General features: G+C 43.1%; 20 protein-coding genes. 14 read left to right on the top strand and 6 right to left on the bottom strand.

Going from position 1 to position 23,977, the window contains the following annotated elements; translation table 11 throughout:
* The first annotated feature begins 103 nt into the window (after positions 1-103).
* The 10 genes from nlpI to deoD (BM736_RS12910) all read left to right on the top strand — a co-directional run bounded on the left by nlpI (position 104) and on the right by deoD (BM736_RS12910) (position 11,806).
* Complete coding sequence (nlpI, locus tag BM736_RS12955; protein ID WP_076412784.1) at positions 104-1,006, top strand: lipoprotein NlpI; 903 nt, start codon at positions 104-106, stop codon at positions 1,004-1,006.
* Between the two features lie 554 nt (positions 1,007-1,560).
* Positions 1,561-3,141 (top strand): peptide chain release factor 3, encoded by a 1,581-nt coding sequence (prfC, locus tag BM736_RS12950; protein WP_076412781.1) that lies wholly within the window; start codon positions 1,561-1,563, stop codon positions 3,139-3,141.
* A gap of 119 nt (positions 3,142-3,260) precedes the next feature.
* Positions 3,261-3,455 (top strand): hypothetical protein, encoded by a 195-nt coding sequence (locus tag BM736_RS12945; RefSeq protein ID WP_076412778.1) that lies wholly within the window; start codon positions 3,261-3,263, stop codon positions 3,453-3,455.
* Complete coding sequence (locus BM736_RS12940; RefSeq protein WP_179079054.1) at positions 3,436-4,224, top strand: TatD family hydrolase; 789 nt, start codon at positions 3,436-3,438, stop codon at positions 4,222-4,224. Before BM736_RS12945 ends, BM736_RS12940 begins: the two co-directional genes overlap by 20 nt.
* A 163-nt stretch (positions 4,225-4,387) precedes the next feature.
* A complete protein-coding gene (locus BM736_RS12935; RefSeq protein ID WP_076412776.1) occupies positions 4,388-5,662 on the top strand; it encodes a NupC/NupG family nucleoside CNT transporter in 1,275 nt (424 codons plus the stop codon).
* Between the two features lie 379 nt (positions 5,663-6,041).
* Entirely contained in the window at positions 6,042-6,878 is an 837-nt protein-coding gene (locus tag BM736_RS12930) for an outer membrane protein OmpK (RefSeq protein WP_076412773.1), read from the top strand.
* A 513-nt stretch (positions 6,879-7,391) separates the two neighbouring features.
* Positions 7,392-8,183, top strand: a complete 792-nt coding sequence (gene deoC / locus BM736_RS12925) for a deoxyribose-phosphate aldolase (protein ID WP_076412770.1) — start codon at positions 7,392-7,394, stop codon at positions 8,181-8,183.
* Positions 8,184-8,369: 186 nt separating this feature from the next.
* On the top strand, positions 8,370-9,701 hold the full coding sequence (gene deoA / locus BM736_RS12920) for a thymidine phosphorylase (RefSeq protein ID WP_076412768.1): 1,332 nt from the start codon (positions 8,370-8,372) through the stop codon (positions 9,699-9,701).
* 23 nt (positions 9,702-9,724) lie between these two features.
* Positions 9,725-10,942 (top strand): phosphopentomutase, encoded by a 1,218-nt coding sequence (locus tag BM736_RS12915; protein ID WP_076412766.1) that lies wholly within the window; start codon positions 9,725-9,727, stop codon positions 10,940-10,942.
* A 153-nt stretch (positions 10,943-11,095) separates the two neighbouring features.
* Positions 11,096-11,806 carry a purine-nucleoside phosphorylase gene (gene deoD / locus BM736_RS12910; protein WP_076412764.1) on the top strand — a complete coding sequence of 237 codons (711 nt, stop codon included), beginning with the start codon at positions 11,096-11,098 and terminating at the stop codon, positions 11,804-11,806.
* A 75-nt stretch (positions 11,807-11,881) separates the two neighbouring features.
* Here the strand turns inward: deoD (BM736_RS12910) and BM736_RS12905 are convergent, their stop codons facing one another.
* A complete protein-coding gene (locus tag BM736_RS12905; protein ID WP_076412762.1) occupies positions 11,882-12,529 on the bottom strand; it encodes an AhpA/YtjB family protein in 648 nt (215 codons plus the stop codon).
* Positions 12,530-12,607: 78 nt separating this feature from the next.
* Here BM736_RS12905 and serB point away from each other — a divergent pair, with 78 nt between their 5' ends.
* Both serB and BM736_RS12895 read left to right on the top strand, forming a co-directional pair.
* Positions 12,608-13,588: a phosphoserine phosphatase SerB gene (gene serB, locus BM736_RS12900; RefSeq protein WP_076412760.1), complete on the top strand. Its 981-nt coding sequence runs from the start codon at positions 12,608-12,610 to the stop codon at positions 13,586-13,588.
* Between the two features lie 367 nt (positions 13,589-13,955).
* Entirely contained in the window at positions 13,956-14,870 is a 915-nt protein-coding gene (locus BM736_RS12895) for an alpha/beta fold hydrolase (RefSeq protein ID WP_076412758.1), read from the top strand.
* 109 nt (positions 14,871-14,979) lie between these two features.
* Here the strand turns inward: BM736_RS12895 and BM736_RS12890 are convergent, their stop codons facing one another.
* Positions 14,980-17,394 (bottom strand): PilZ domain-containing protein, encoded by a 2,415-nt coding sequence (locus BM736_RS12890; protein ID WP_076412756.1) that lies wholly within the window; start codon positions 17,392-17,394, stop codon positions 14,980-14,982.
* Positions 17,395-17,694: 300 nt separating this feature from the next.
* Between BM736_RS12890 and radA the strand changes: the two genes are divergently transcribed.
* Entirely contained in the window at positions 17,695-19,068 is a 1,374-nt protein-coding gene (gene radA, locus BM736_RS12885; protein WP_076412753.1) for a DNA repair protein RadA, read from the top strand.
* A gap of 1,103 nt (positions 19,069-20,171) precedes the next feature.
* Here the strand turns inward: radA and BM736_RS12880 are convergent.
* From BM736_RS12880 to BM736_RS12870, 3 genes are all read right to left on the bottom strand, one after another.
* Positions 20,172-21,179 (bottom strand): substrate-binding domain-containing protein, encoded by a 1,008-nt coding sequence (locus BM736_RS12880; RefSeq protein WP_076412751.1) that lies wholly within the window; start codon positions 21,177-21,179, stop codon positions 20,172-20,174.
* 149 nt (positions 21,180-21,328) lie between these two features.
* On the bottom strand, positions 21,329-21,664 hold the full coding sequence (locus BM736_RS12875) for a hypothetical protein (RefSeq protein ID WP_076412748.1): 336 nt from the start codon (positions 21,662-21,664) through the stop codon (positions 21,329-21,331).
* Between the two features lie 179 nt (positions 21,665-21,843).
* Positions 21,844-22,500, bottom strand: coding sequence for a Crp/Fnr family transcriptional regulator (locus tag BM736_RS12870; protein WP_076412747.1), 657 nt, complete (start codon positions 22,498-22,500; stop codon positions 21,844-21,846).
* A gap of 135 nt (positions 22,501-22,635) precedes the next feature.
* Between BM736_RS12870 and deoD (BM736_RS12865) the strand changes: the two genes are divergently transcribed.
* On the top strand, positions 22,636-23,343 hold the full coding sequence (deoD, locus tag BM736_RS12865; RefSeq protein ID WP_076413035.1) for a purine-nucleoside phosphorylase: 708 nt from the start codon (positions 22,636-22,638) through the stop codon (positions 23,341-23,343).
* 105 nt (positions 23,344-23,448) lie between these two features.
* Here the strand turns inward: deoD (BM736_RS12865) and BM736_RS12860 are convergent, their stop codons facing one another.
* Positions 23,449-23,817 (bottom strand): PilZ domain-containing protein, encoded by a 369-nt coding sequence (locus BM736_RS12860; RefSeq protein WP_076412746.1) that lies wholly within the window; start codon positions 23,815-23,817, stop codon positions 23,449-23,451.
* Between the last annotated feature and the right edge of the window lie 160 nt (positions 23,818-23,977).

Genomic DNA, 23,977 nt, shown 5'->3' with positions numbered 1-23,977 from the left:
AACAATAAGCTGAATGAATTAAGAAAAATTTAAATCCTTGATAGCCGTAGTGAAAGGGGATTGCTATGATTAGCTGCATAGCAGAACTCAAAGGGTTAAATGGATGAATCAAAAAATGCGGACCACCGCAGTAGCTGTTTTGGCTGGTATGAGTATTTTTCTGACTGGGTGTGTGTCGACTCAAACCGGTGGAGGTGAACAAGCTCAGGTGATGGTAGAGCCCGTAATGCCTGATTATAAGCTTGAGATCACTCTGGCCAAATTAAATGAGATTTTGTCATCTGCTGAATTAACTGAAGAGCAAAGAGCAAGGTTTCATTACGACCGTGGAGTCATCTACGACAGTGTCGGTTTAAGGATCTTAAGTCGGATTGACTTTCATCAAGCCCTTAAACTTCAGCCCAACCTTGCCGATGCCTATAACTTTATTGGCATCTATAGTACCCAAGAAGGGGAGTTCGAGAGTGCTTATGAAGCATTTGATGCAGTACTAGAGCTTTCGCCTGATTATGACTATGCCTATTTGAACCGTGGTATTGCCCTTTATTATGGTGAGCGCTATGAACTGGCTGTATCTGATATGCGCTCGTTTCATATGCAAGATCCTAAAGATGGCTATCGCGCACTATGGTTATATTTAACTGAAAGTGCACAAGACGCTGAGCAGGCTAAAGCTACACTGGCACAAGGGCGTACGCAGCTTGCCGATAATGCATGGTCAACTGTGCTCGTTGATTTCTATTTAGGAAAGTTAAATCGCGAACAAGTTTTCACATCTGCTAAGCAAGGTCTATCACACCCAAATGAGTATGCAGAGCGCCTTTGCGAAGCTTACTTTTATATTGCTAAGGTTGCACAGGAGCAAGGCTTATATAGCGATGCGGCCAACTACTTTAGATTAGCACTTGCGACTAATATTTATGATTTCGTTGAGCATAGGTATGCTCGAGTTGAATTGGCAAGACTTAACTCACTCATTGCTCAGGAGCAATCTGAGAGTAAGTAGTGATTATCTGCCTTTACGCGCTTGCGTATAATAGGCAGTCCCTATCTTTAAATGTCACCTTAAGGGTGACATTTTTAGTTTTCAGCCCTAAACCACCTACTTTAGTAGGTGGTTATCATCCATTAGGCTTTGCCTGAAGTCGTTAATAGAGGCCTTTATATGCCGAACTTTGTACAGAGGTTTAGTGAATAGTGCATTGCAAGCTTCTAAATCAGGGATGATTTAGTAGAGCCTATAGGGATATATTAACGGCGACTTGCAGGTGCACGGTAACTAAACCTCTCTTATAGGGAGTAATTTTAAAGCCACCTTCTTCAGAAGATGGATTATTTACTTTAGCCCTTTACACTGCTTACGCTTGGTAAACTTCCCTGTACTCCGTCCAGCTAATCTCAAGACTAGGCGCTATATATGTCCTCCTTTAGGAGAGATTTTAAGTTTTAGCCCTTTACACTGCTTACGCTTGTTAAACTTCCCTAGACTCTGTCTAGCTAATTTCAAGGCGAGGCGCTATAATTGCGCCCCTTTAGCACACCACGAATCTGCAGGTAATCATGTCAGGCCATAAAGTAGAAGTCGGCAAACGTCGTACTTTCGCCATCATCTCTCACCCCGATGCGGGTAAAACCACCATTACTGAAAAAGTACTTTTGTTTGGAAATGCCTTACAGAAGGCGGGTACAGTAAAGGGGAAGAAATCTGGACAGCATGCTAAATCTGACTGGATGGAGATGGAGAAAGATCGTGGTATCTCAATCACGACCTCTGTGATGCAGTTTCCATACAATGACGCTTTGGTTAATCTACTCGATACTCCAGGCCACGAAGATTTCTCTGAAGATACGTACCGTACACTGACTGCGGTAGATTCTTGTTTAATGGTCATTGATTCAGCGAAAGGTGTTGAGCAACGAACCATTAAGTTAATGGAAGTGACGCGTCTTCGCGATACGCCTATTGTAACCTTCATGAACAAGTTAGATCGTGATATTCGCGATCCTCTCGAGTTGATGGATGAAGTGGAAGAGGTTCTAAATATTGCCTGTGCGCCGATAACTTGGCCTATCGGTTCTGGTAAAGAGTTTAAAGGTGTATATCACCTACTACGTGACGAAGTGATTTTATATCAAACTGGTCAAGGACATACGATTCAAGACTCTCAGGTCATAAAAGGCCTAGACAGCCCTGAGCTCGATGAAGCCATTGGTGCTTATGCGAGTGAAGTGCGTGAAGAGCTTGAGCTTGTTAGAGGTGCATCAAATGAGTTTGATCATGAGATGTTCCTTGCTGGTGAGTTAACGCCTGTTTATTTCGGTACAGCTTTGGGTAACTTTGGTGTTGACCATATTCTTGACGGTATCGTCGAATGGGCACCCACTCCACAGCCACGTGAAACAGAAGTCCGTGACATTGAGCCTGAAGATGAAAAGTTCAGTGGCTTCGTATTTAAGATCCAAGCGAATATGGATCCTAAGCACCGAGATCGCGTTGCATTTATGCGTATCTGTTCGGGCCGTTATGAACAGGGCATGAAGATGCATCATGTTCGATTAGGAAAAGATGTAAACGTAAGTGACGCGTTGACCTTTATGGCTGGTGACCGTAACCGTGCAGCAACTGCATACCCTGGCGATATCATTGGTCTGCACAACCATGGCACTATGCGAATTGGTGACACCTTCACTCAAGGTGAGAAGTTTCGCTTTACTGGTATTCCAAACTTTGCGCCAGAGATGTTCCGTCGTATTCGTTTGAAGGACCCTTTGAAACAGAAGCAGCTGCTTAAAGGGTTAGTACAGCTTTCTGAAGAGGGTGCAGTACAGGTCTTTAGACCAATAGATTCAAATGACTTGATTGTTGGGGCAGTTGGTGTGCTTCAGTTTGAAGTGGTTGTTGGTCGCCTAAAAACTGAATATAAAGTTGAAGCTATCTATGAAGCCATTAACGTCGCGACAGCTCGATGGGTATATTGTGACGACGAGCGTAAGCTTGAAGACTTTAGACGCAAGTGTAGCAATAACCTAGCGCTAGATGGTGGTGATAACCTTACCTATATCGCACCAACTATGGTGAACCTAAACTTGTCTACTGAGCGATACCCTGATATTCAGTTCGCTAAGACGAGAGAAAACTAAATAGCCCTTGCTCCTATGAGTGCTGTGTTATCGATTAAGCCCCAATTTAATGTTGGGGCTTTTTTATTGGGGCTTTTATATTGGTATTATACAATTACTGAACTCCTCCTAACTGTAGATTGTTAATGAACTTGATCACACGTGCATGGAAAACTTATATCTCCTGGTGCGATCGTATGGGGCTTACGCCTGAAAATAGGCGCTCGTGCGCACCAAGGCTATCAGAGCCGTCTTTAACAAGTGTTAAAGCGCATAGTAAAGAGAAAGAGAGCAAGTCTAAAGACGTTGGAACCTATGATGCGAATAATCGATAGCCACGCACACTTAGATGATCCTCAATTTGATCATGATCGCGAGTACTTGTTTACCGAGATGGCGTCGATGGGGATTGAGATGGCCATCATTCCTGGGATCTCTCCCCCTTTTTGGCCAAAGCAGCTCGAGGTCGCAAAGCAATACGCTTGTCCCTACGCGCTGGGGATACATCCTTGGTTCTGCGGTAACTCTCTAGCAACAGATGTACAGCAATTAAACGAACTGTTGGCCTTAAAAGTAAATGACCCACAATTAGTCGCTATTGGTGAGTGTGGTTTAGATAAAATAAAAAAGGCTAATTGGGCTCAGCAGGAGTTAGCGCTAGAGCAGCAACTTATCATTGCCAAACAGCTGAACTTGCCAGTCATTTTACATGTTGTTAAAGCCCACAATGAGATATTGACCATTCTTAAGCGTCACGCACTGCCAAAAGCGGGGGTGATTCATGGGTTTTATGGCAGCATTGAGGTTGCAAACGAATATATAAAGTTAGGTTATAAGCTCGGAATTGGCGGTCTTATATTAAATAGCAATGCAAAAAAATTAAAACAATGTGTGAGTCAACTCCCCTTAAATTCATTCATTATCGAGACAGATTCTCCTGCTATGGTGCCTCAAAATTCAGCAGAATCGCGCAATACTCCGCTTATTTTGCAGCGAATCATCTCTGAAATTGCAAATTTACAAAAAAAATCGAGTGTTCTTATTTCAGAACATGCGTTTCGAAACACGGTGCAACTCTTTGACCTTAAATTAATTTTAATTTAAACAGATGTGAATCGCATCATAAGTTGCGACTAAGGCACTGAAATTAAACTTCAAAAACTTGATCGAAACGACGATTTTCGCCAATTGCTCGGGTATAATCGAGCTCGAAAATAAGGTTGGTTAACAACACAATTAAAAAGTATTAACAATAGGGTGATGGTTAATGGATATTTTAATGAGTCTAGTAGGGGTGGTCACCTTACTTACAATTGCTTTTTTACTTTCAAATGGTAAAAAGTCAATCAACTACCGTACTGTTGGTGGTGCGTTAGCAATTCAAGCTGCATTCGGTGGCTTTGTTCTTTACGTTCCAGTTGGTCAAGAAGTACTTGGTGGCGTTTCAATGGGTGTTGCCAGTGTAATTGGTTACTCTCAAGCTGGTATCGACTTCCTTTTCGGTGGTTTAGGTACTGACGCAATGTTCGCGAACGGTGTAGGCTTCGTCTTCGCGATCCGCGTACTTCCAGTGATTATCTTCTTCTCTTCTTTAATCGCCGTACTTTACTATCTTGGCATTATGCAGATGGTTATTAAGTTCATCGGTGGTGGTCTACAGAAGGCACTAGGTACTAGCCGTACTGAGTCAATGTCTGCTACTGCAAACATCTTCGTTGGTCAAACTGAAGCACCGCTTGTTGTACGTCCTTTCATTGCGACTATGACTAACTCTGAGCTATTCGCTATCATGGTTGGTGGTCTTGCATCAATCGCTGGTGCGGTACTTGCGGGTTACGCTGGTATGGGTGTAAAGATTGAGTATCTAGTTGCTGCATCATTCATGGCGGCTCCTGGTGGTCTTATGATGGCTAAGCTAATGCATCCAGAGACTGAAGAAACTAAGAACGCAATGGACGATCTTCCTGAAGATACAGACAAGCCAGCTAACGTCATTGACGCTGCTGCTGCTGGTGCTGCTTCAGGTATGCATTTAGCACTAAACGTTGGTGCTATGCTACTTGCTTTCGTTGGTCTAATCGCAATGCTTAACGGTATGTTAGGTGGTATCGGTGGACTAGTTGGTTTCGAAAACCTTTCTCTAGAGCTTATCCTTGGTTACCTGTTCATGCCTTTAGCATTCCTTATCGGTGTGCCTTGGAATGAAGCTATGGTTGCAGGTTCATTCATTGGTCAGAAGATCATTGTTAACGAATTTGTTGCTTACCTAAACTTCGCTCCTTACCTAAAAGATATTGCTGATGGCGGTATGGTAGTTGCTGAAACTGGTGTTGCTATGACTGATAGAACTAAAGCTATCATCTCATTCGCACTATGTGGATTTGCTAACCTGTCTTCAATTGCAATTCTACTTGGTGGTCTAGGCGCTATGGCTCCAAGCCGTCGTCATGACCTTGCAAAGCTTGGTGTTCGTGCGGTAATCGCAGCATCACTTGCAAACCTAATGAGTGCAACACTTGCGGGTCTATTCTTAGCGTTATAATGATGAGGCGGCCTTAATGGCTGCCTTTTTTATACCTAAGGTAAATCTTGTGGGACCTTCCCACACTGGGCCCTGTTCATGGGGGCAGTGCCCAAGTTAGCTCAACCATTTTTCGAAGTATTTAGATTTATAGCATTGCGTCCTTTATTAACATTTAGGACGGATTGTGATTAGACAAGCGCAGCTTAAAATTGATTTTTTCTAAAGTTATTACTCAAATAACATGAATAATCAGGTGTTTGTTCTAATGTTAGGATTTTGTGTTCGCATTTTAACTTAAATTATATTGAGATTTATATAAATTTGGGTAGAATGCGGCGCCATAAGAAAAGAACGCTGTTTCAAAAAAACAGCAAACCATAAATAAATGGGGTTGATGATGAAAAACGTTAAAACTATAGCACTAGCTACAGCACTAGCAGCAACAATGGCTGCACCAACTTTCGCTGCTGACCGTGGCGAAGATATCCGTTCTGGCGATTACAGCTGGATGCAGTTCAACGCTATGTACGCGTTTGACGAGCTACCATCAAGCGGTGAGAGTGGACACGATTACCTAGAGATGGAATTTGGCGGTCGCGCTGGTGTTGTTGACCTTTACGGTTATGTTGATGTATTCAACTTGTTCACAGGCGATTCTGGCGATAAAGCTGCTGGTTCTGGCGCAAGCAAGATGTTCATGAAGTTCGCACCTCGTTTCTCTATCGATGCGATCACTGGTTGGGATCTTTCTGCTGGTCCTATCCAAGAAGTTTACTTCTCTACTCTATTTAACTGGGGTGGCGGTGCTGTCGGTGAAGATGTAAACGCATCTTTCTGGGGTGTTGGTGCTGATGTTATGGTTCCATGGTTAGGTAAAACTGGCATGAACCTTTACGCTCACTACGACATGAATGGTAAAGAGTGGAACGGTTACCAATTCTCTATGAACTGGTTCAAGCCTTTCTACTTCCTAGACAACGGTTCATTCGTGTCTTTCCAGGGTTATGTTGATTACCAGTTTGGCGCAGATGACGAGTACGGTAACGAGTTCGTACCTATGACTTCTAGCGGTGGTGCTGCATACTTCGGTCTACACTGGCATTCAGACAACTACGCACTAGGTTACGGTCTTAAAGGTTACAACGATGTATACCTTCTTGAAGATGGTGCAGGTATCGTTGGTCTAGAAACAACTGGTTGGGCTCACTACCTAACAGCTACTTACAAGTTCTAAGAATTTGTAATAGTGATAGAGCCGCAGATTTTGCGGCTCTATAATTTACCTTTTTGTAAATCAGGATTTAGTTACAAAAAGTATGTTAGTTTTTATTTAAGCATAAGCTATATTACTTGTTGGAAAGGACTGCGTTCATTTCAAACAGGATGCTTTACTAAAAATTAATAAGTTTGACGCGCTAAAATGGATTTTTCGCGGAAAGGTAGAAACACAGCTGAAACTTAGCAAACTCGTTTCCCTTCCCGGTCTTCACGGATTCAAGTCGTGACCTAGTGTCAGGATAGTTATTAGGTGAACCTAATAATATTGAATACCTGAATATGTAAAGGTTGTTACTGTATCAGTCCCTACACCTGATAACAGAGAACAGTTTTACGGCACTGCCTGAAGGCCCGGCCATAACAATAATCAATAAATGCTGCTGGAACCAAAATAGGTGCTGTCGCGCAATTTTATTTTGTTTTTTTATTTTGAATCAATGAATTATTAAATTACGTTTCGGAGACCAGTATGACTGATTTATCACAAGCGACAGAACTCAAACAAGCGGCTCAAACAGCGATTGAGCTAATGGATTTGACGACGCTTAATGACGACGATACCGATCAAAAAGTGATTGAACTTTGTCATAAGGCAATGACACCAGCTGGCAATACAGCGGCTATCTGTATCTACCCTCGCTTTATCCCAATTGCACGTAAGACACTAAACGAAATGGGCGCTGAAAGCGTTCGTATCGCAACAGTAACTAACTTCCCACACGGTAACGATGATATTGCTATTGCAGTATTAGAAACCCGTGCAGCTGTCGCTTATGGCGCTGATGAAGTTGATGTTGTTTTCCCATACCGCGCATTAATGGCTGGCAACGAAACTGTAGGTTTTGAGCTAGTTAAAGCTTGTAAAGAAGCGTGTGGTGAAGATGTACTGCTTAAAGTGATCATCGAGTCTGGTGTGTTGCAAGACCCTGCACTTATCCGTAAGGCTTCTGAGCTTTGTATCGATGCTGGCGCAGACTTTATCAAGACATCTACCGGTAAAGTTGCTGTTAATGCAACACTAGAAGCGGCAGAGATCATGATGACAGTGATCAGCGAGAAGAACACCAAAGTAGGCTTTAAGCCTGCAGGTGGCGTTCGTGATGCAGCCGCAGCTAAAGAGTTTCTTGGCGTTGCAGCTCGTCTTCTAGGCGATGATTGGGCTACTCCTCGTACATTCCGCTTCGGTGCATCAAGCTTACTCGTGAACTTACTGCATACCTTAGAGCTAGGTGATGCTGCTAAAGGTCCACAGGGCTACTAAGCGCAACAGCCCTGATTCATCAAATGAGAATTAGGGCTTTCTTTTTTAGTTAAGTGTGATCTAAATCTAATTGAAGACGCTAAAACTCGGCTAATATCAAATGTAGCAAAATTACAGTTTTAGAGTCTTACAAAAGAGTTTGTCAGCTAAAAAGTGAATTTTAGTTACAAACTTGGAGGCAGTACCATGTTTCTAGCACAAGAGATAATTCGTAAAAAACGTAATTCAGAAGTTTTGTCAAAAGAAGAGATCCAGTTCTTCGTTAATGGTATCACCGATGGCAGTGTATCAGAGGGGCAGATTGCAGCCTTTGGTATGGCTGTTTACTTTAATGATATGAATATGGATGAGCGCATCGCTATCACAACGGGTATGCGTGACTCAGGTACAGTGCTCGACTGGTCAAGTTTGAATCTTAATGGCCCGATTATCGATAAGCACAGTACAGGTGGTGTCGGTGATGTTATCAGTTTAATGCTTGGCCCAATGGCTGCCGCTTGTGGTGGTTATGTGCCAATGATCTCTGGTCGTGGTCTTGGCCATACTGGTGGCACGCTCGATAAGTTTGATGCTATTCCTGGTTATCAGACTGAGCCAGACAGTGCGTTATTTAGAAACGTTGTTAAAGACGTTGGTGTGGCTATCATAGGCCAAACAGGCGATTTAGTTCCTGCCGATAAACGTTTCTACTCCATTCGTGACAACACAGCTACCGTTGAATCAATTCCCCTAATCGTTGCCTCAATCTTGTCTAAGAAGCTTGCTTCTGGCTTAGATGCCTTAGCAATGGACGTTAAAGTAGGTAGTGGCGCCTTTATGCCTACCTATAAAGACTCTGAAGATCTTGCTCGCAGCATCACTGCTGTAGCAAATGGTGCTGGGACTAAAACCACAGCCTTGCTAACCGATATGAATCAGGTGCTAGCCTCTTGTGCTGGTAATGCTGTTGAAGTTAGAGAAGCCGTTAATTTTCTTACAGGTAAATACCGTAACCCACGTTTATACGAAGTGACTATGGGCTTGTGTGCTGAAATGCTACAGCTTGGTGGTATTGCAGCTAATGAAGCTGAAGCTCGCCAAAAGCTCAATCAGGTATTAGATAACGGTAAGGCGGCAGAGATATTCGGCCGTATGATCTCAGGGCTTGGTGGCCCAGCAGATTTTGTTGAGCGTCCTGAATTATACTTACCAGAAGCTAAGATTGTTCGTCCTGTTTATGCAGAGCAAACCGGTTTTGCTTCAGCCATGGATACTCGTGAACTTGGTCTTGCGGTAGTGACATTAGGTGGCGGTCGTCGTAAGCCTGGTGATGCACTCGATTACAGTGTTGGTTTAACAGAAGTTTGTGCTTTAGGTGATTCGATTACTAACGATAAGCCGATTGCAATGATCCATGCTCAAAGTGAAAGCGCCTTCGATGAAGCCGCTGCCGCTGTGAGAGGTGCGATTAAGGTTGCCGATGTGCAGCCTGAAAAAACACCTGAAATTTACCGCTATATTCGTGCTGAAGATCTTTAATTAGATTGGCACAAGAGGTTTTTATGAAAAGAACAATCATCATGATGATGGACTCATTCGGTGTTGGCGCTGCAAGTGATGCAGAGTCTTTCGGTGATATGGGGTCCGATACTTTTGGTAGCATTGCTAAAGCATGTGCTGAAGGTAGAGCTGATATTGGTCGTAAAGGACCGCTAATGCTCCCTAATCTTTCACGTCTTGGTTTAGCCATGGCGGGTAAAGAGAGTACTGGTGAGTTTGCGGCAGGTTTCGCCGACAATGTTGAAGTTATCGGTGCTTATGGTCATGCCGATGAGCTGAGCACAGGTAAAGATACGCCTAGTGGTCACTGGGAGATGGCGGGTGTACCTGTACTTTATGACTGGGGCTACTTTAGCGACCTGACTAACTCTTTTCCAAAAGAGCTAACAGATAAGATTTTGGCTCGTGCAGGTCTTGATGGGTATTTAGGTAACTGTCATGCATCAGGTACAGCCATCCTAGAAGAGCTTGGCGAAGAGCATATGCGCACAGGCCAACCTATCTTCTATACTTCAGCTGACTCAGTGTTTCAAATCGCCTGTCATGAAGAGAGTTTTGGACTAGAAAACCTCTATAATCTATGCATTATTGCACGTGAAGAGCTTGAGCCTTATAACATTGGCCGTGTGATTGCTCGTGCTTTTGTTGGAACTGATGCAAGTAATTTCGAACGTACAGGTAATCGTCGTGATTATGCTGTTGAGCCACCAGCAAAAACGGTACTAGATAAGCTTGCTGATAACGGTGGTGAAGTCGTCAGTGTGGGTAAGATTGCTGATATCTATGCCCATTGTGGTATCACTAAGAAGGTCAAAGCATCAGGCTTAGAAGCACTTTTTGATGCGACACTTGAGCAAGTTAAGCAAGCGGGTGATAAGACAATCGTATTCACAAACTTTGTGGATTTCGACTCTCACTATGGTCATCGTCGCGATATAGCGGGTTACGCAAAGGCACTTGAGTATTTCGATTCTCGTATGCCTGAAATGCTTGAGCTACTCGATGAAGATGACTTGCTGATACTGACTGCTGATCATGGTTGCGATCCAAGTTGGCAAGGTACTGACCATACGCGTGAGCGTGTACCTGTACTTGCTCTAGGTGCAGGACTTGAGGCGGGTTCCTTAGGTCGTCGTAAGAGCTTTGCTGATATCGGTCAGTCTATCGCAACTTATTTCAAGTTAGAGCCGATGGAATATGGCGAGTCTTTTATCAAATAGATAAAGCTTGCTACATAATTGCAGTCTGTCATTGAAGGTTATTGATGGCAGCTAATTTAAAATTTGGCGGTTAAGATGATGGCCGCCATTTTATAAACACTTAAGTACTCATTTAAAGTACAGGTTTAAGTTAAAATAATAGGGGTTTTACAGATGGCTACACCACATATTAATGCAGTAGACGGTGCTTTTGCAGATACAGTACTTTTTCCAGGCGATCCATTACGTGCTAAGTACATTGCTGAGACTTTCCTAGAGAACGTTGAGCAAGTCACTGATGTTCGTAACATGTTTGGTTTCACTGGTACTTACAAAGGTGTGCGTATTTCAGTTATGGGTTCTGGAATGGGTATCCCTTCAGCGTCTATCTATGCAACTGAGCTCATTAAAGATTACGGCGTTAAGAACCTTATCCGCGTTGGAACTTGTGGCGCAGTAAGCACTGACGTTAAAGTTCGTGACGTATTGATCGGTATGGGTGCTTGTACTGATTCACAAGTAAACCGTCTTCGTTTTAAAGGCCAAGACTTCGCAGCAATTGCTGATTACGGCCTGCTAAGCGCTGTTGTTAAAGCAGCTGATGCTAAAGGGACTAAGTACCGCGTAGGTAACGTATTCTCTGCAGATCTTTTCTACACGCCAGACCCAGAGATGTTTGACGTTATGGAGAAGATGGACGTACTAGGTGTCGAAATGGAAGCTGCTGGCCTTTACGGCGTAGCTAAAGAGTTCGGTGCAAAAGCACTGTGTGTTTGTACTGTATCTGATCATATCCGTACTGGTGAAAAGACCTCTTCTGATGAGCGTCAAACCACTTTCAACGAAATGATTGAGATGACTCTAGAAGCTGCAATTACTCTGTAATCTGTAAATTTTAAGCTTCAAGAAAAATGCACCAAGTTATTGGTGCATTTTTTTATCCTTCAAAATAACTATTGCTCACTCTTTAGTTTCATTACTTTCTTTAGCTTCTCTATTTTTTCTTTTCTTTACTCGAGTCTTACGTCTGTCGAAATCAGCGCGTTTAAATGACAAAGAGCGTGAAAGTAACATACCTATCAGTCCTGCGATGATAAGCATCATCTGTTGCTGTTCCATGTGGATCTGATGAGCCTCTTTAATTTCATTAAAGAAAAGCCTAGGCTCTAGCCTTACCTCTATAAACCCTAAGTTAGTGCCATCTTGGCTCACTGATTCTACATAGGGTGGATAACGGTCAAGCAGCGCTTTTAACTCTTCAGATTCAGGCTCTAGCTCCTCTTCTGATACACTTTGTGCATACGCTAACCTTTGCCCATCTTCACTAAAAATGCTGGCAGACATGACTTTAGGGTCCAAGACAAGCGCACTGGCTAGCCATTGGAGCTGTTCATCATTTTGTAATTGCAGTGCTGGTGCGGCGCCATAAGCCGTTTGTTGGACCAGTAATCTGGCCATCTTTTCAGTTTGGGACTTTAGAAGCTGCTGCCCTTGTAGTAGGCTAGTTTCCCATAACTGGATAAGACCCACTGCTAATGTGAGTGCAATTGCCATCTGCACTAGCCTGCTAATTCTATGGCTCTTTTTCAGACCTTTAATAAAAAACACTATATACCTGTATTTTTGAAGGGTTTACCTAATCATAATTGATTATGGCCTTACCCGGTAGTTGGAGAAGCATTACTAATGGAAAGTCTGAGTCATACATTGCTGTTTTCATGGTTGGCCGATGTTAAAAGTAACCCATTTCAATACCAAGGTAAGACTTTGTCTAAACACCGGGAAGAAACTGCCGATGGTTATGTGACACGCTTACGTTGTGTCTATCAAAGTCCCAATCAACAAGCTGCTTTGTCAGTGGCTATTGGTCAGTTAAATCAAGATTTAAGTTTGGCGATTATCGAGCGCGATACTGGTTTATTGTGTGTTGAGGTATGCTGTGATTCTCCGCTTAGCTTGACACAGTTGCAACTCATCTCTTCTGTTGAAGGTGTCGAGACGTTCGCAATATCCAATAAGCAAGCTCGGCTCAACCAGCCTGGTCTGTTAGTGATGGATATGGACTCAACTGCCATTGAAATCGAATGTATTGATGAGCTTGCTGTTATGGCGGGTGTGGGTGATGCCGTTGCCGAGGTGACTGAGCGTGCCATGCAAGGTGAGCTTGATTTCGAAGAGAGTCTTCGCGCTCGAGTCGCGCAGCTAAAAGGTGCCGATGAAGCGATTATTCAGACCTTATGTAATGAGTTACCTTTAATGCCGGGCTTAGTTGAGTCCGTTAACGTATTACAGTCTTATGGCTGGAAACTCGTTGTCGCTTCAGGTGGATTTACCCCGTTTGTTGGCCATTTAAAGCAGTTACTTGGATTAGATGCAGCTTTCGCTAACGAACTTGTGATTGAGAACGGTACCTTGAGTGGTACTGTTAGCGGTCAAGTTGTCGACGCGCAGTTTAAAGCCGATACCGTGCTTAAATGCGCAAAAGAGTGGGGTATTGCTGAAGGTCAAAGGCTGGCAATCGGTGACGGTGCCAACGATATCCCCATGATTGAAACGGCAGATTATGGCATTGCTTATCATCCTAAGCCCAAGCTAGAGCAAGCTGCGGACGTTGCTATTAGTAAACTGAACCTAAAGGCGTTACCTTTCCTATTAGTGCTAGACTGACAGTGACTTTGGCTGAGCGAATGTCGTTTTAGACTGGGATAAGCTGGGAGGTGACTTTCAGCTTTTTTAAGTGAAAATACTTAGTCCAAGTCGCTCTGCCGTCACTATTTAATTGCTCTTATTATCAAGTTCTCTCGCAGTCTCTTCAGCGCTCTTCTCTTGTGCTCTTAAAACTATTTTTAACCTTAGCAAAAAATTAGTTTTAAATTAATGTTTAAAACATGAGTATTAAAGCCTTAAAAACAGGGCCTTCACGGTTTATGCTGTTTTACTCAATTTCACCTATGACTCTCACTCGTTTTAGCCCTTGTTATTATTGAACTGACTCCGTAGTTTAATAGAAAAATAACGATAAAGACTTAACGCTGTGGCTATCGAACAAGACTCATTATATATCCCCTATCAAGGTGGCAAGCTGCATCTGAGACAGATAAAACCAATCAATGCTGACATGTCTAAACCGCCCATTTTGATGTTGCACGGAGCCATGTCTAATGGTCGGGTGTTTTATAGTGAGACAGGTAAAGGTTTAGCCTGTTTTCTGGCTGAGTCGGGTTTTGTTGTTTATGTGCTCGATATCGATGGCCGTGGTCTTAGCCTGCCCAAATTGCAGCGTGGCTCAGGGCTTGGTCAAGGACATGTTATCCGCGAACAGCTGCCATTAATTCAACATTTTATTCTCTCACTACATCTTAATGTTTCCAAAGTTCATTGGTGCGGACATTCCTGGGGAGGCGTGTTGATGGCAAGTGCTATAGCGAGGTATCCCTTGTTTCAAGATAGCGTAGCCTCCTTGCTAACGTTTGGAACTAAGCGCCGTATTAAGGTGAAATCTTTAAAAAAATGGTTGATGGTCGATATCGGTTGGAACCGATTAGCACCTGCTATAGCTTGGTCTCACGGGTATCTCGATGCCGTTCGCTGGCGAATGGGTATGGATAATGAGAGCCGTGCTTCCTTGGCTCAGAGTATAGATTGGGTTCGTGGCGAGTGGATAGATTCTGATGATGGTTTTGATTATGCTTGCTCAGCAGTCAGTGTTGCTGAGCTGGGAAAGTGGCCAAAAGCCTGGTTTATAGCTGGACTTGGTGATGAGGTACTTGGTCATCCCGATGATGTCGTTCGAATGATCCAAGAATGCCAGTTCTCAGATTGTAAATTTACCTTACTCTCAGAAGCTCAAGGCTATAAGCATAATTATGGTCATGCAGAGATGCTGACTCATAAAGATGCGGCTAACGACCACTTTCCAGAGGTAAAACAGTGGTATCAAACCTTGTAAGCTATCGCCTCATTACTCTGTAATCGCTGTTAACTAGAGTGGCTCTGTAACAGTTTTTAGCTTGAGTGATGCTGGAACCATTTTCCAGCTGGAATCAGTGGTGATATTGCTAACTGGCATCTGCAGCTAGATTGAGCTCATCCTCGTGCAGGTTAGGGTATCTTAACTTCACCTCTTCAGTGATATCTAGCAGCTCACCTACACCTATGATCCGCCAAAGCAGCTCCTCAAGCTTCTTCGATTTATGATTGGCGTGTATGGCTATATATTCCACTTCACGGCGAATATAGCTCAGATCAGGTTTTCCTGTTGCCCCCCTGTAGACCCTAAGCGCCATAAATCGTCCAAGGTTGTTACTTTGATGGATAAAGTGCTGCCTAGCATTGATATCGCCAATCTCACTAGGTTGGATACATTTGACTTTAACTTGTCCTTGGGACTGCCTTGAAACCTGTAGGTACAGCTCGAAATACTCAAGCCCATCTTGTGGTTTTAATGCTTTAACAGGCTCTATAAATTCACTTTTCAAGCGACCGTCTTTTAGCATCGCCTCTAGATTATATTCCAGTGCTTGTGTTGCAGAAGCGGCAAAGATATCAGTAATAATATTCTTATGTGTGCTGACCCCTAAGGTTGAGATTTTTGCACTTTTAGCTGTCTTCTCAATAAAGAAGGGGACGGAGTCTAAGTGCCTCATTAGCAGGTTTTTTAAACCATCGGCAAGTTCTTTCTTATCACTGTTCGCTTCAGTGACTTTCTCTAGTTTGTCACGATTGTGAATGATTAATTTATTGATAAACTCAACACCAACATGAGGCGTATGACCCATTACAGCTGCGATATGGTGTGTCACGCCCTTTTTTCTCGACTTGATTAAGCGATAGGGCAGGTGGTCGAGTTTTACTTTACCGGCTATTTGTTGCAGCTTAGGCAACTCAAGATGAATAGGAGCGGTTCTATCAAAAGGTGTTCCCTCCTCTAAATTTACCTGTAACCCTTTGCTGGAGATATCATGGGTCATGCCTGTCGCCATGACTTTACCTTGCCTTAAGATCACTGGGGTTTTAAATGAGTATCTTGCCTCATTTCGGCGCTCACTAAACTGCAATGAAATGAGCTTAGTTGGGTTTGATTTTACTTTTTGCTGGCCAAACACCTTTAGCTCATTGGCCTTCAGATCTGATTGGTTAGCCCAAGTCAGATAGTTTTGTTGAGCATCTTCAGTGGTTAAGTCCATCAGCTGCAATACGTGGGTAAAGCGCTTGAGTTGCGCCTCTGTCAGCGCACTGTAGCTAGTATCATCGCCAGGCAATCTTGATGCTTTATAGGATTTCTGATGGTCAATCTGGTGATGGGCTAGTTTAAAGATTTTCCATGAAGGTTTACTGGCACCAAAATTAAAAAATAACCCTTGCAGCTCTCGTTGCTTTAGCTCAGCTAGTGTGGCTGAGTAAAAATAGGTGTGCCCTTGAGTATGAAAGGTAAAGCAAAAGAACAAGCTATGGTCTTTATTTTCAGGGTGATTGAAGATGGTTGTGAGTCTGGCATCTGTTAACATCCCAGAGAGCTGACTGACATCTCTTTCATCTTGAAAATACTGCTGTAGGTGTTGATTGTCTCTACTCAGTAGTTTGTGGCTAAGTTGGTACTTGCCTTCATTGTTTTCTAAATACAGGGGCAAATGGGGGAGGTGTGGTAAATAGTGGCGCTCGAAGCCCAGACCTGTCGCTGCAACGAGTACATCATTAATATCGACTTTATATCTAAACTTATAGCCTTTAATGAGGTTAGCAAGCATCTCTGAGAGTTGTTCAGAGCCTCCGACACGCTTAAGGCGCATCCAGCAGTATTCATGGTTTGTTTCAGCATCCATAATCTCATAATCAACGCCCTGCTGAAGGTCTTCGTAGTAATACTCTTCGCCTAGCTCTAATAACTTAACCCTTATCGGTTTATCAAGGTCAAAATGATGTGTTAAGGGGAGTCTAATTCTTGCGCCGCCAACAGAAAGGTCTACGGTGATCCCCTGAACCTCAGCTCTTGAGGGCTGCAATACCGAGATACGTATGCTGTAATTCATACGCTCTTCACTGCGGTTAAAGTAGCTTCCTAAAACAACACCTTTAGCCATATATGGGTCTAATAAACTGTCATCTTGACCTTTATCAGAGTCTCTAAGCTTTAGCTTTCTTTGCTTATGGCCTTCGATGACATGCTCATAGGCACCTAAGGTATACTGATTTTGATAAAGGGCGACAGACTCCAAAAAGCTCTCTTTGGCAGGCTGATCTAAATAGTGATGTTGTTTACCGTGAATAACCTCTTCACAAGGCAGTTCAGATTTGTCTCTTAAATCGATAATGCGTGTACAGGGAGAGGAGATGCGATTAAGCTCCATTTTCAGAAGAAAACGGGTTGAGTTTGATTCATTTGAAGTCAGCTTTTCAAATAGCTCCTGAAATTCAGGCTCCATCAGTAGGGGCTTTAGCTGTTCAATTAAGGCACTGTGTTCGTCTAAACTCATCTACTCACTTCTTCTTATGTACTCGGTCTGTATTACCAAAAATTATACTGGCTGAAAACTCTTTCCGTTAATAGTATCATGTCGGCTTGCTATGGGTTTACTTGATAGTTAATTTAGCTAAATATCATATTTAAGTCTTTATTATTACTATATAAACTTTAGCACCGTTTATTCTCATCTACTCACAGGGTATTTGAGGGCAGACTTAACTCACAATTGAGTACGATTGAGTTATACGATTTCAAACTATAGCGAGGTTCAGCCCCGCTTTCTCCAATTTCACTTTATCTATATTGAGCTATGGCAAAGAATAAAACAGCGTTTGTATGCAATGAGTGTGGCCAGGACTTTCCACGTTGGCAGGGGCAGTGTAGTGCCTGTAATGAATGGAACACCATTACTGAGGTTCGCTTAGGCGCAGCTAAATCGAACAAAATCTCTGTATCTGGGTATGCGGGGGCTGTTGGTGGCGGCTCTAAAAAACTCAGTGAAATTAAGGAGTTTGAAGCCGAAAAAATGCTCACGGGTATCGGTGAGTTAGACAGGGTGCTTTGCGGAGGGCTGACGACAGGTTCAGTGAATATCATCTCTGGCGATCCTGGAGCGGGTAAGACCACCTTACTGTCAGATCTCGTTTCGCGTATGTCTCAGGTGATGCCTTCGCTTTATTGTACTGCAGAGGAATCGCTGTCGCAGTTTAAGAATCGCGTTAACCGTTTAAAGCTAAACTGCAATGAAGATAATCTGTTTTTAATGGCTGAAACGAGCGTTGAAGCCATTATCGAGGAACTCGAGGCGAAGCAGGTAAAATTTGCCGTTATTGATTCGATTCAAGCGGTTGTCACTGATTTGGCTAATGGTAGCCCAGGCTCACCCTCACAAGTTAAGAGTAGTGCTCAAGCGCTGACTCAGTACTGCAAGCAAAATAACGTGACCATGTTCTTGGTGGCTCATGTTAATAAGAACAATGAAACCGCAGGCCCGCAGACCTTAATTCATATTGTAGATTGCCTTACACACCTTGAGTGTAACGATGGGCAAGTGCGCACACTAAGAGCAAACAAGAACCGTTTTGGTGATGTCGATACCGTAGGTATTTTTAGAATGACTGAGCGTGGTATGTTGAGTGTCGATAACCCCAGTGAGATATTTTTATCCGGCTCGACCACTCAGTCTCCAGGTGCTGCAATTACCTGTATTCGCAAGGGTAACCGAAATCTTCTGTTAGAGATCCAATGCCTAACGACAGAGACAGAAGGGGAGTTCCCCCAGCGTGTTTGTGTAGGACTAAATATGAACCGTATTAAGATGCTGACCGGTATTTTGCGCAAGCATACTAAGACTAAAATATTTCACGACACTTATTTTAACTTAGTTGGTGGTTTGAAAATTGATGAGTCTGAAACCTGTATCGATCTCGCTTTAGTGGCTGCGCTTCTTAGTAGCTTAAATGATTTTGTTGTACCTAGAACGACCTGTATTATGGGCGAACTCAGTTTAAACGGTGATGTGCGACCAATAGACAGTGGTGTGCCTAGGGTAAAGGAAGCGGTACAACATGGTTTCAGTGAGGTATTTATTCCGTTTAGAAACTACCATAAATCGATGGAAGGTTTAGGGGCAAAGATCCATCCGATTAGAACTATCCATGAGTTGCTAGAGTTAATAAATTAACTCGTTGATTTTTTTGTTTGGTTCATTGGTCGGTTTTGGTATTTGGTGAGTGTGCTGAATACCAAAGTTGCATTGGTACTTATTGCCTGCAGCAGGTGCTGAAAATGGATTTACGAATGTCACTATCACAAGGTCAGAGATGCTCCCGGCATCTCAAGACATTTCCTATATCCATGTGGGTCTGGTGTGAATGAGTGACCTCATGTGCAAACACTTCTGTGACATGCCGCGAGCACTATCCCTGTCACGGAATGTCACAGCCGCGTTCACACCTGAGTATTTTTATCTTTGATTTGTGTTCACTGTTAGTCACTCACTTTTGAACAAAAGCTTGTTTACTTGTCTGATAATTAGTTGGTTAAATATCCTTTTAGTTCGGTTCATTTGGTTTTGTGGGTATTTGGCAGTATGCTGCATACCAATATTGTATTGTTATCTATCGCCTGCAGCGGGCTTTAGTGCAAGTAATCTCTCGGTACGCTATGAACCCATCCTTGGGCGCTCTGCGGTTTCATCCTTGAAACCGAAGTCCTCGTGCTCACTTGCACCTTATTACTCATCTCTTCGATTGAAGTTTGCTGCTTTTCTCTAAATCGATTTTGGAGATGAATGTGTTAGAGCGACCACTCTTATTTAATCTGATGTTGATTAGAAAAGTATCTTAGATCCTATTCTCTGACCCCATTATCTGTGAATCTTTTTCTCTTCGACTTGTGTTTACTGTTAGTAACTTACTTTTTGGACTGAAGTAATTCACCACGAAGGGCACAGAGGTCACGAAGAAAAAAAGTCTTTATAGACTCCGTCTAGATTTACCTATAAACAACAATCGAAGAGATAGATAAACGGGTGTAGATGCGGCTGCGGACTTCGGCTTCAGGGCCAAAAATGTTCCATACATTTTTCTGCATTCCCCACGTCCATGTGGGTCAGATGAAGCCGCAGAGCGTATAGGGAAATATTCACAGCGTGCCGCAGAAGTAGCTGCACATTCCTCGCCGGACAGGCGTTAGGTTACATTGAAAGTACGACCTTCATAAACAAATCCCAATACGAATTAAACTCAATGAAACAATAGAAAATGCACCAAACTTCATTTGAAGCTAATGACTCACACAGGTAGAGACTGTCTCTGGAGTACAGTAGGTTAGAGGGATAGTTATCTCTTTTTCATACGCTTGCTGATTGATAATTTTATATAGTGTAACTATGGCTTGCTTGCCCATCTCAAAAGGGTCTTGGCCTATGTTTCCGTGGGCGAGATTCTCTTGTAGGTATTCAAGTTGAATTTCGGCGGTATCAGCGATGAGAAGGATGATCTCCTTTTGTTGAAGGCTTGTCTTGTGTGGCTCAACTATCTCTCTGTAGCCATCAATGAATTGAGGCCAACCGCCAACGGCGATAAATGCATCTATCTCTCTATCTTGGTATGAATTTAGGACGACTTTTAGGTCTCTTAAGGCGTTATCGAATTGTCCAAAATTGTATAGCGGCTTACTTGATTCAATCCAGCCATTTTCACCGCTTAATCGTTCACCTGGTGGGTTGATATATGACTTTCCTGAAAGTGCTGAACGTACTCCCATCATGCGAAGATTGAGATTTGGCGAATCAGGGCGACCACTTTGGATAATCACTCCTCCCCCCTCGGGGCGAAGCTGTTTTAACTGTTCGCCCAGCGCTTTTCCAAGTTTGAAATCATCTGATCCCACATAGGCCTGCCGTAGGTTTTGATACTTAGCTAAAGTTTCACGGTCAAAGTCAGCATCATAGGTAATAACTGGGATACCTCTCTTTATTGCTTTTTGGATACTATGACTCGCCAGAAACTCAGATTGAGAGACAGAAACTGCAATGCCATCAACCCCTTCATCAATCAGGTCTGAAATTAGCCGATTCTGTGACCTGACATCTATATTACTGCTGCCTCTAAATATGCACTCTACATTGCCTAATTTAGCCGCCGCCACTTTACAACCCTCGCCGGTGGCAATAAAGAATGGGTTATTTATCTCCTTTGGGATGAGTGCCAACCTTAAATTATCAGCCAAAGCTGGGAGAGGTAAGGTTAATAATACGTAAAGCAGGGCGGTGGTTAGGGGGTAGTGCACAACTTATATCCTTGAGGTCCGGAGATCTCTAAAAAGTATAGTTGAACTTAATCTGATGAGGTTATGAGCCGATATAGGGAAAGTAAAGTTGGAGGAGGGCGTCGTTCATATCAGCCATTCAATGGCTGATATGAACAGTTGGTGCAGAGTTATTTGACGAAGTCACTCACTCGAGCAAACTCTATTGCTTCGTTACAGACTTTGAGCTTTTGCTCTTTGCTTGATGATTGGAATGCGGCTATATACTTATCGAGGTTTTCGCCAGTTTCAACGGTCATCATCATCTCTTCAATGCCCGCCTTTCTATGAGATGTCGCTGATTGGCCAACAATTGTGCCTTCAATTAACATGTCGTTTTCACTGTAAAAAGTACTACAGATCATCAAGCTTGCCATACCAATAGCGACATCTTGCTCAAGGTATTCTGCATGTGCAGAGCCGACGAATAGGCAGCTAACTAGGCCTGCTAAAATTACTTTCTTCATTAGGTTTAAACCCCTTTTATACTGTTCTAAGTCTCTTATGTAGATTGCATTTCTACTGGAGTGAAAGTAGCAATATTTCAATTTTAGAGGTTAGCATGGCGGGATCGCTTGAGATGTTATCCAGCGCAGCTTAGCCAAGCATCATGCTATTTCTGTGCTGTGAATCACTCAAGATCACATTATTTTAGTTCTAAAAACTGTGAAAGTTGGTCGATATCTATCACTTGCAGCTGATTTTCTCTCTTTTCGATTAATCCCATGTCCACAAGTTGATTAACGACTCTGCTATAAACCCGTTCTGAGCAGCCGAACCGTTCAGCTTCTTTATAGACATGAGTGAAGTTAACCGCCGGTTTTGCACCGATACAGTTTTGATGAATATCCCAGGCGATATTATAGATGAGGGGATGAAGGAAGCGGTTCATTGTCATCGTCATGCCTGTTTGGTACCGGCTTGATAATGCCTGACTAAGCCAGATCCCCACTTTAGAGTCACTTTCTAGTATCTCAGTCATCAGCTTAATCGGCAGCACTTGAGCTTCAACTGTTTTACTGGCTTTTACATTAAATTGGCAGGGGCTAGATGTTAGGTATTCCACCTCGCCAAATAGATGCTGATCGACAAAGTTAAGGCCTAAACTGTAGCTTCTGCCATTATTGGCTGTATAGCCTATCGTAAACTCTCCAGCTTCTACCCAGAATAGTTCTGTGATTGCTTGGCCTTGGTGTAATAGGTATTCACCGGGTAAAAATCGCTTTGTTTTTAAGGCGTGTAGCTCAATTTGACGACAGAATATTTCAAAGCCTTGTTCAGCGAGTGAATCAATGGTTTTCATTACCGCTCCTGCTCTAGTATTAGTGCTCGCATAATCAAAGACTGGTTTCTACCCAGACAATTGTCCTGAGATATTAACCTTGAGCTCGATATGATATCAGTTATCAGAAATAACGATACAGAACGAGGTTTTCAGATGACTCCACATATAAACGCTAATCCAGGCGAGATTGCAGAAATCGTATTAATGCCGGGCGATCCTTTGCGGGCAAAGTTTATTGCGGAAACATTTTTACAAGATGCAAAGCAGGTGAGTGATGTCAGAAATATGTTGGCGTTTACGGGTCACTATAAAGGGGTCAGAGTCTCTGTAATGGGTCACGGTATGGGAGTGCCTTCGGTTTCTATCTATGCCCATGAGTTGATCCATGAGTATGGCGCTAAAAAATTGATCCGCGTTGGCAGTTGCGGCGGCGTCGCTGAAGACCTTTCCCTTAAAGATATTATTGTCGTTAATGCCGCATCTACTGGCTCGGGCACAAATAGGGCGCGATTTGCAGGGTATGATTATGCTGCGGTTCCTGATTTTGAGTTATTAAAAAACTGCTGGCAAACTGCCGAAGCATTGAAGACGCCTGTACGTTATGGTGGCATTTTTACTAACGATTTCTTTTATAACGATCCTGAGAATTTAATGCCTGCGCTGCAGAAGATGAATATCCTTGCGTTGGATATGGAGTCCGCCGCCTTGTTTGCAATAGCTGCAGAAAACCGCGTCAAGGCGTTGAGTATTTTGACCGTATCAGATCATATGATTAATGGGGGCGAGATGAGCCCACAAGAGCGGCAAACAAGTTTTAATCAGATGCTTGAGCTAGCATTAGAAACAGCAATCAAAGAGTAGTTTATACTAATACTTTGCATACCAGAGCTGCCAATCGTTTACTTTGAATAAGCGGCATTGACGGCTCTGATTATGATGGGGCTCGAAGGTTATACCTAATGCGCTTTATGCTTTTTCATGTGCCTCTACAAACAGTTCTAGCTCACGGTTAAGCATTGCAGAGTCACCCGTATTGAGCTCAATCATTCGTCTTAGGTGACTAATGCTATCGACATCAATATGTAAGCATTTTAAGCCTAAATGCCCCGCCTTATGATGAGTTAAGCTTGTTTCCATCTGCACCTCAATATCTGAGCCCTGAAGTGTAAAACTGAGGATGATGGCAGCGTTGCTTGGGGAGAAAGCATCAGGTTCATCGACAAGTGCACCGTTCAGGCTTAGATCCAGAATATTGGTGTTCCACACCTTATCGTCCTGCTGCAGCTTGGCGCCTGTCGCAAATAGGATCCGTGCAAACTGTCGTTTCTCGTCCATAACACTTCCTTCTTATTTACAAAAAAGCATGTGGCTAGTCGTTAATGTCAGCCATAAATTAGCATGATGCTAGTTACCTTATAGGTATAAGCATATGCCAACTTATAATGCGTGTAAAAATTCTGCACGCTTTTATTGAGTTTAATGCAGAAAATACCGA

Source organism: Shewanella sp. UCD-KL12 (assembly GCF_001957125.1).
In the GTDB taxonomy this organism is placed as follows: domain Bacteria; phylum Pseudomonadota; class Gammaproteobacteria; order Enterobacterales; family Shewanellaceae; genus Shewanella.
This window is presented reverse-complemented; position numbering and strand designations above follow the sequence as displayed.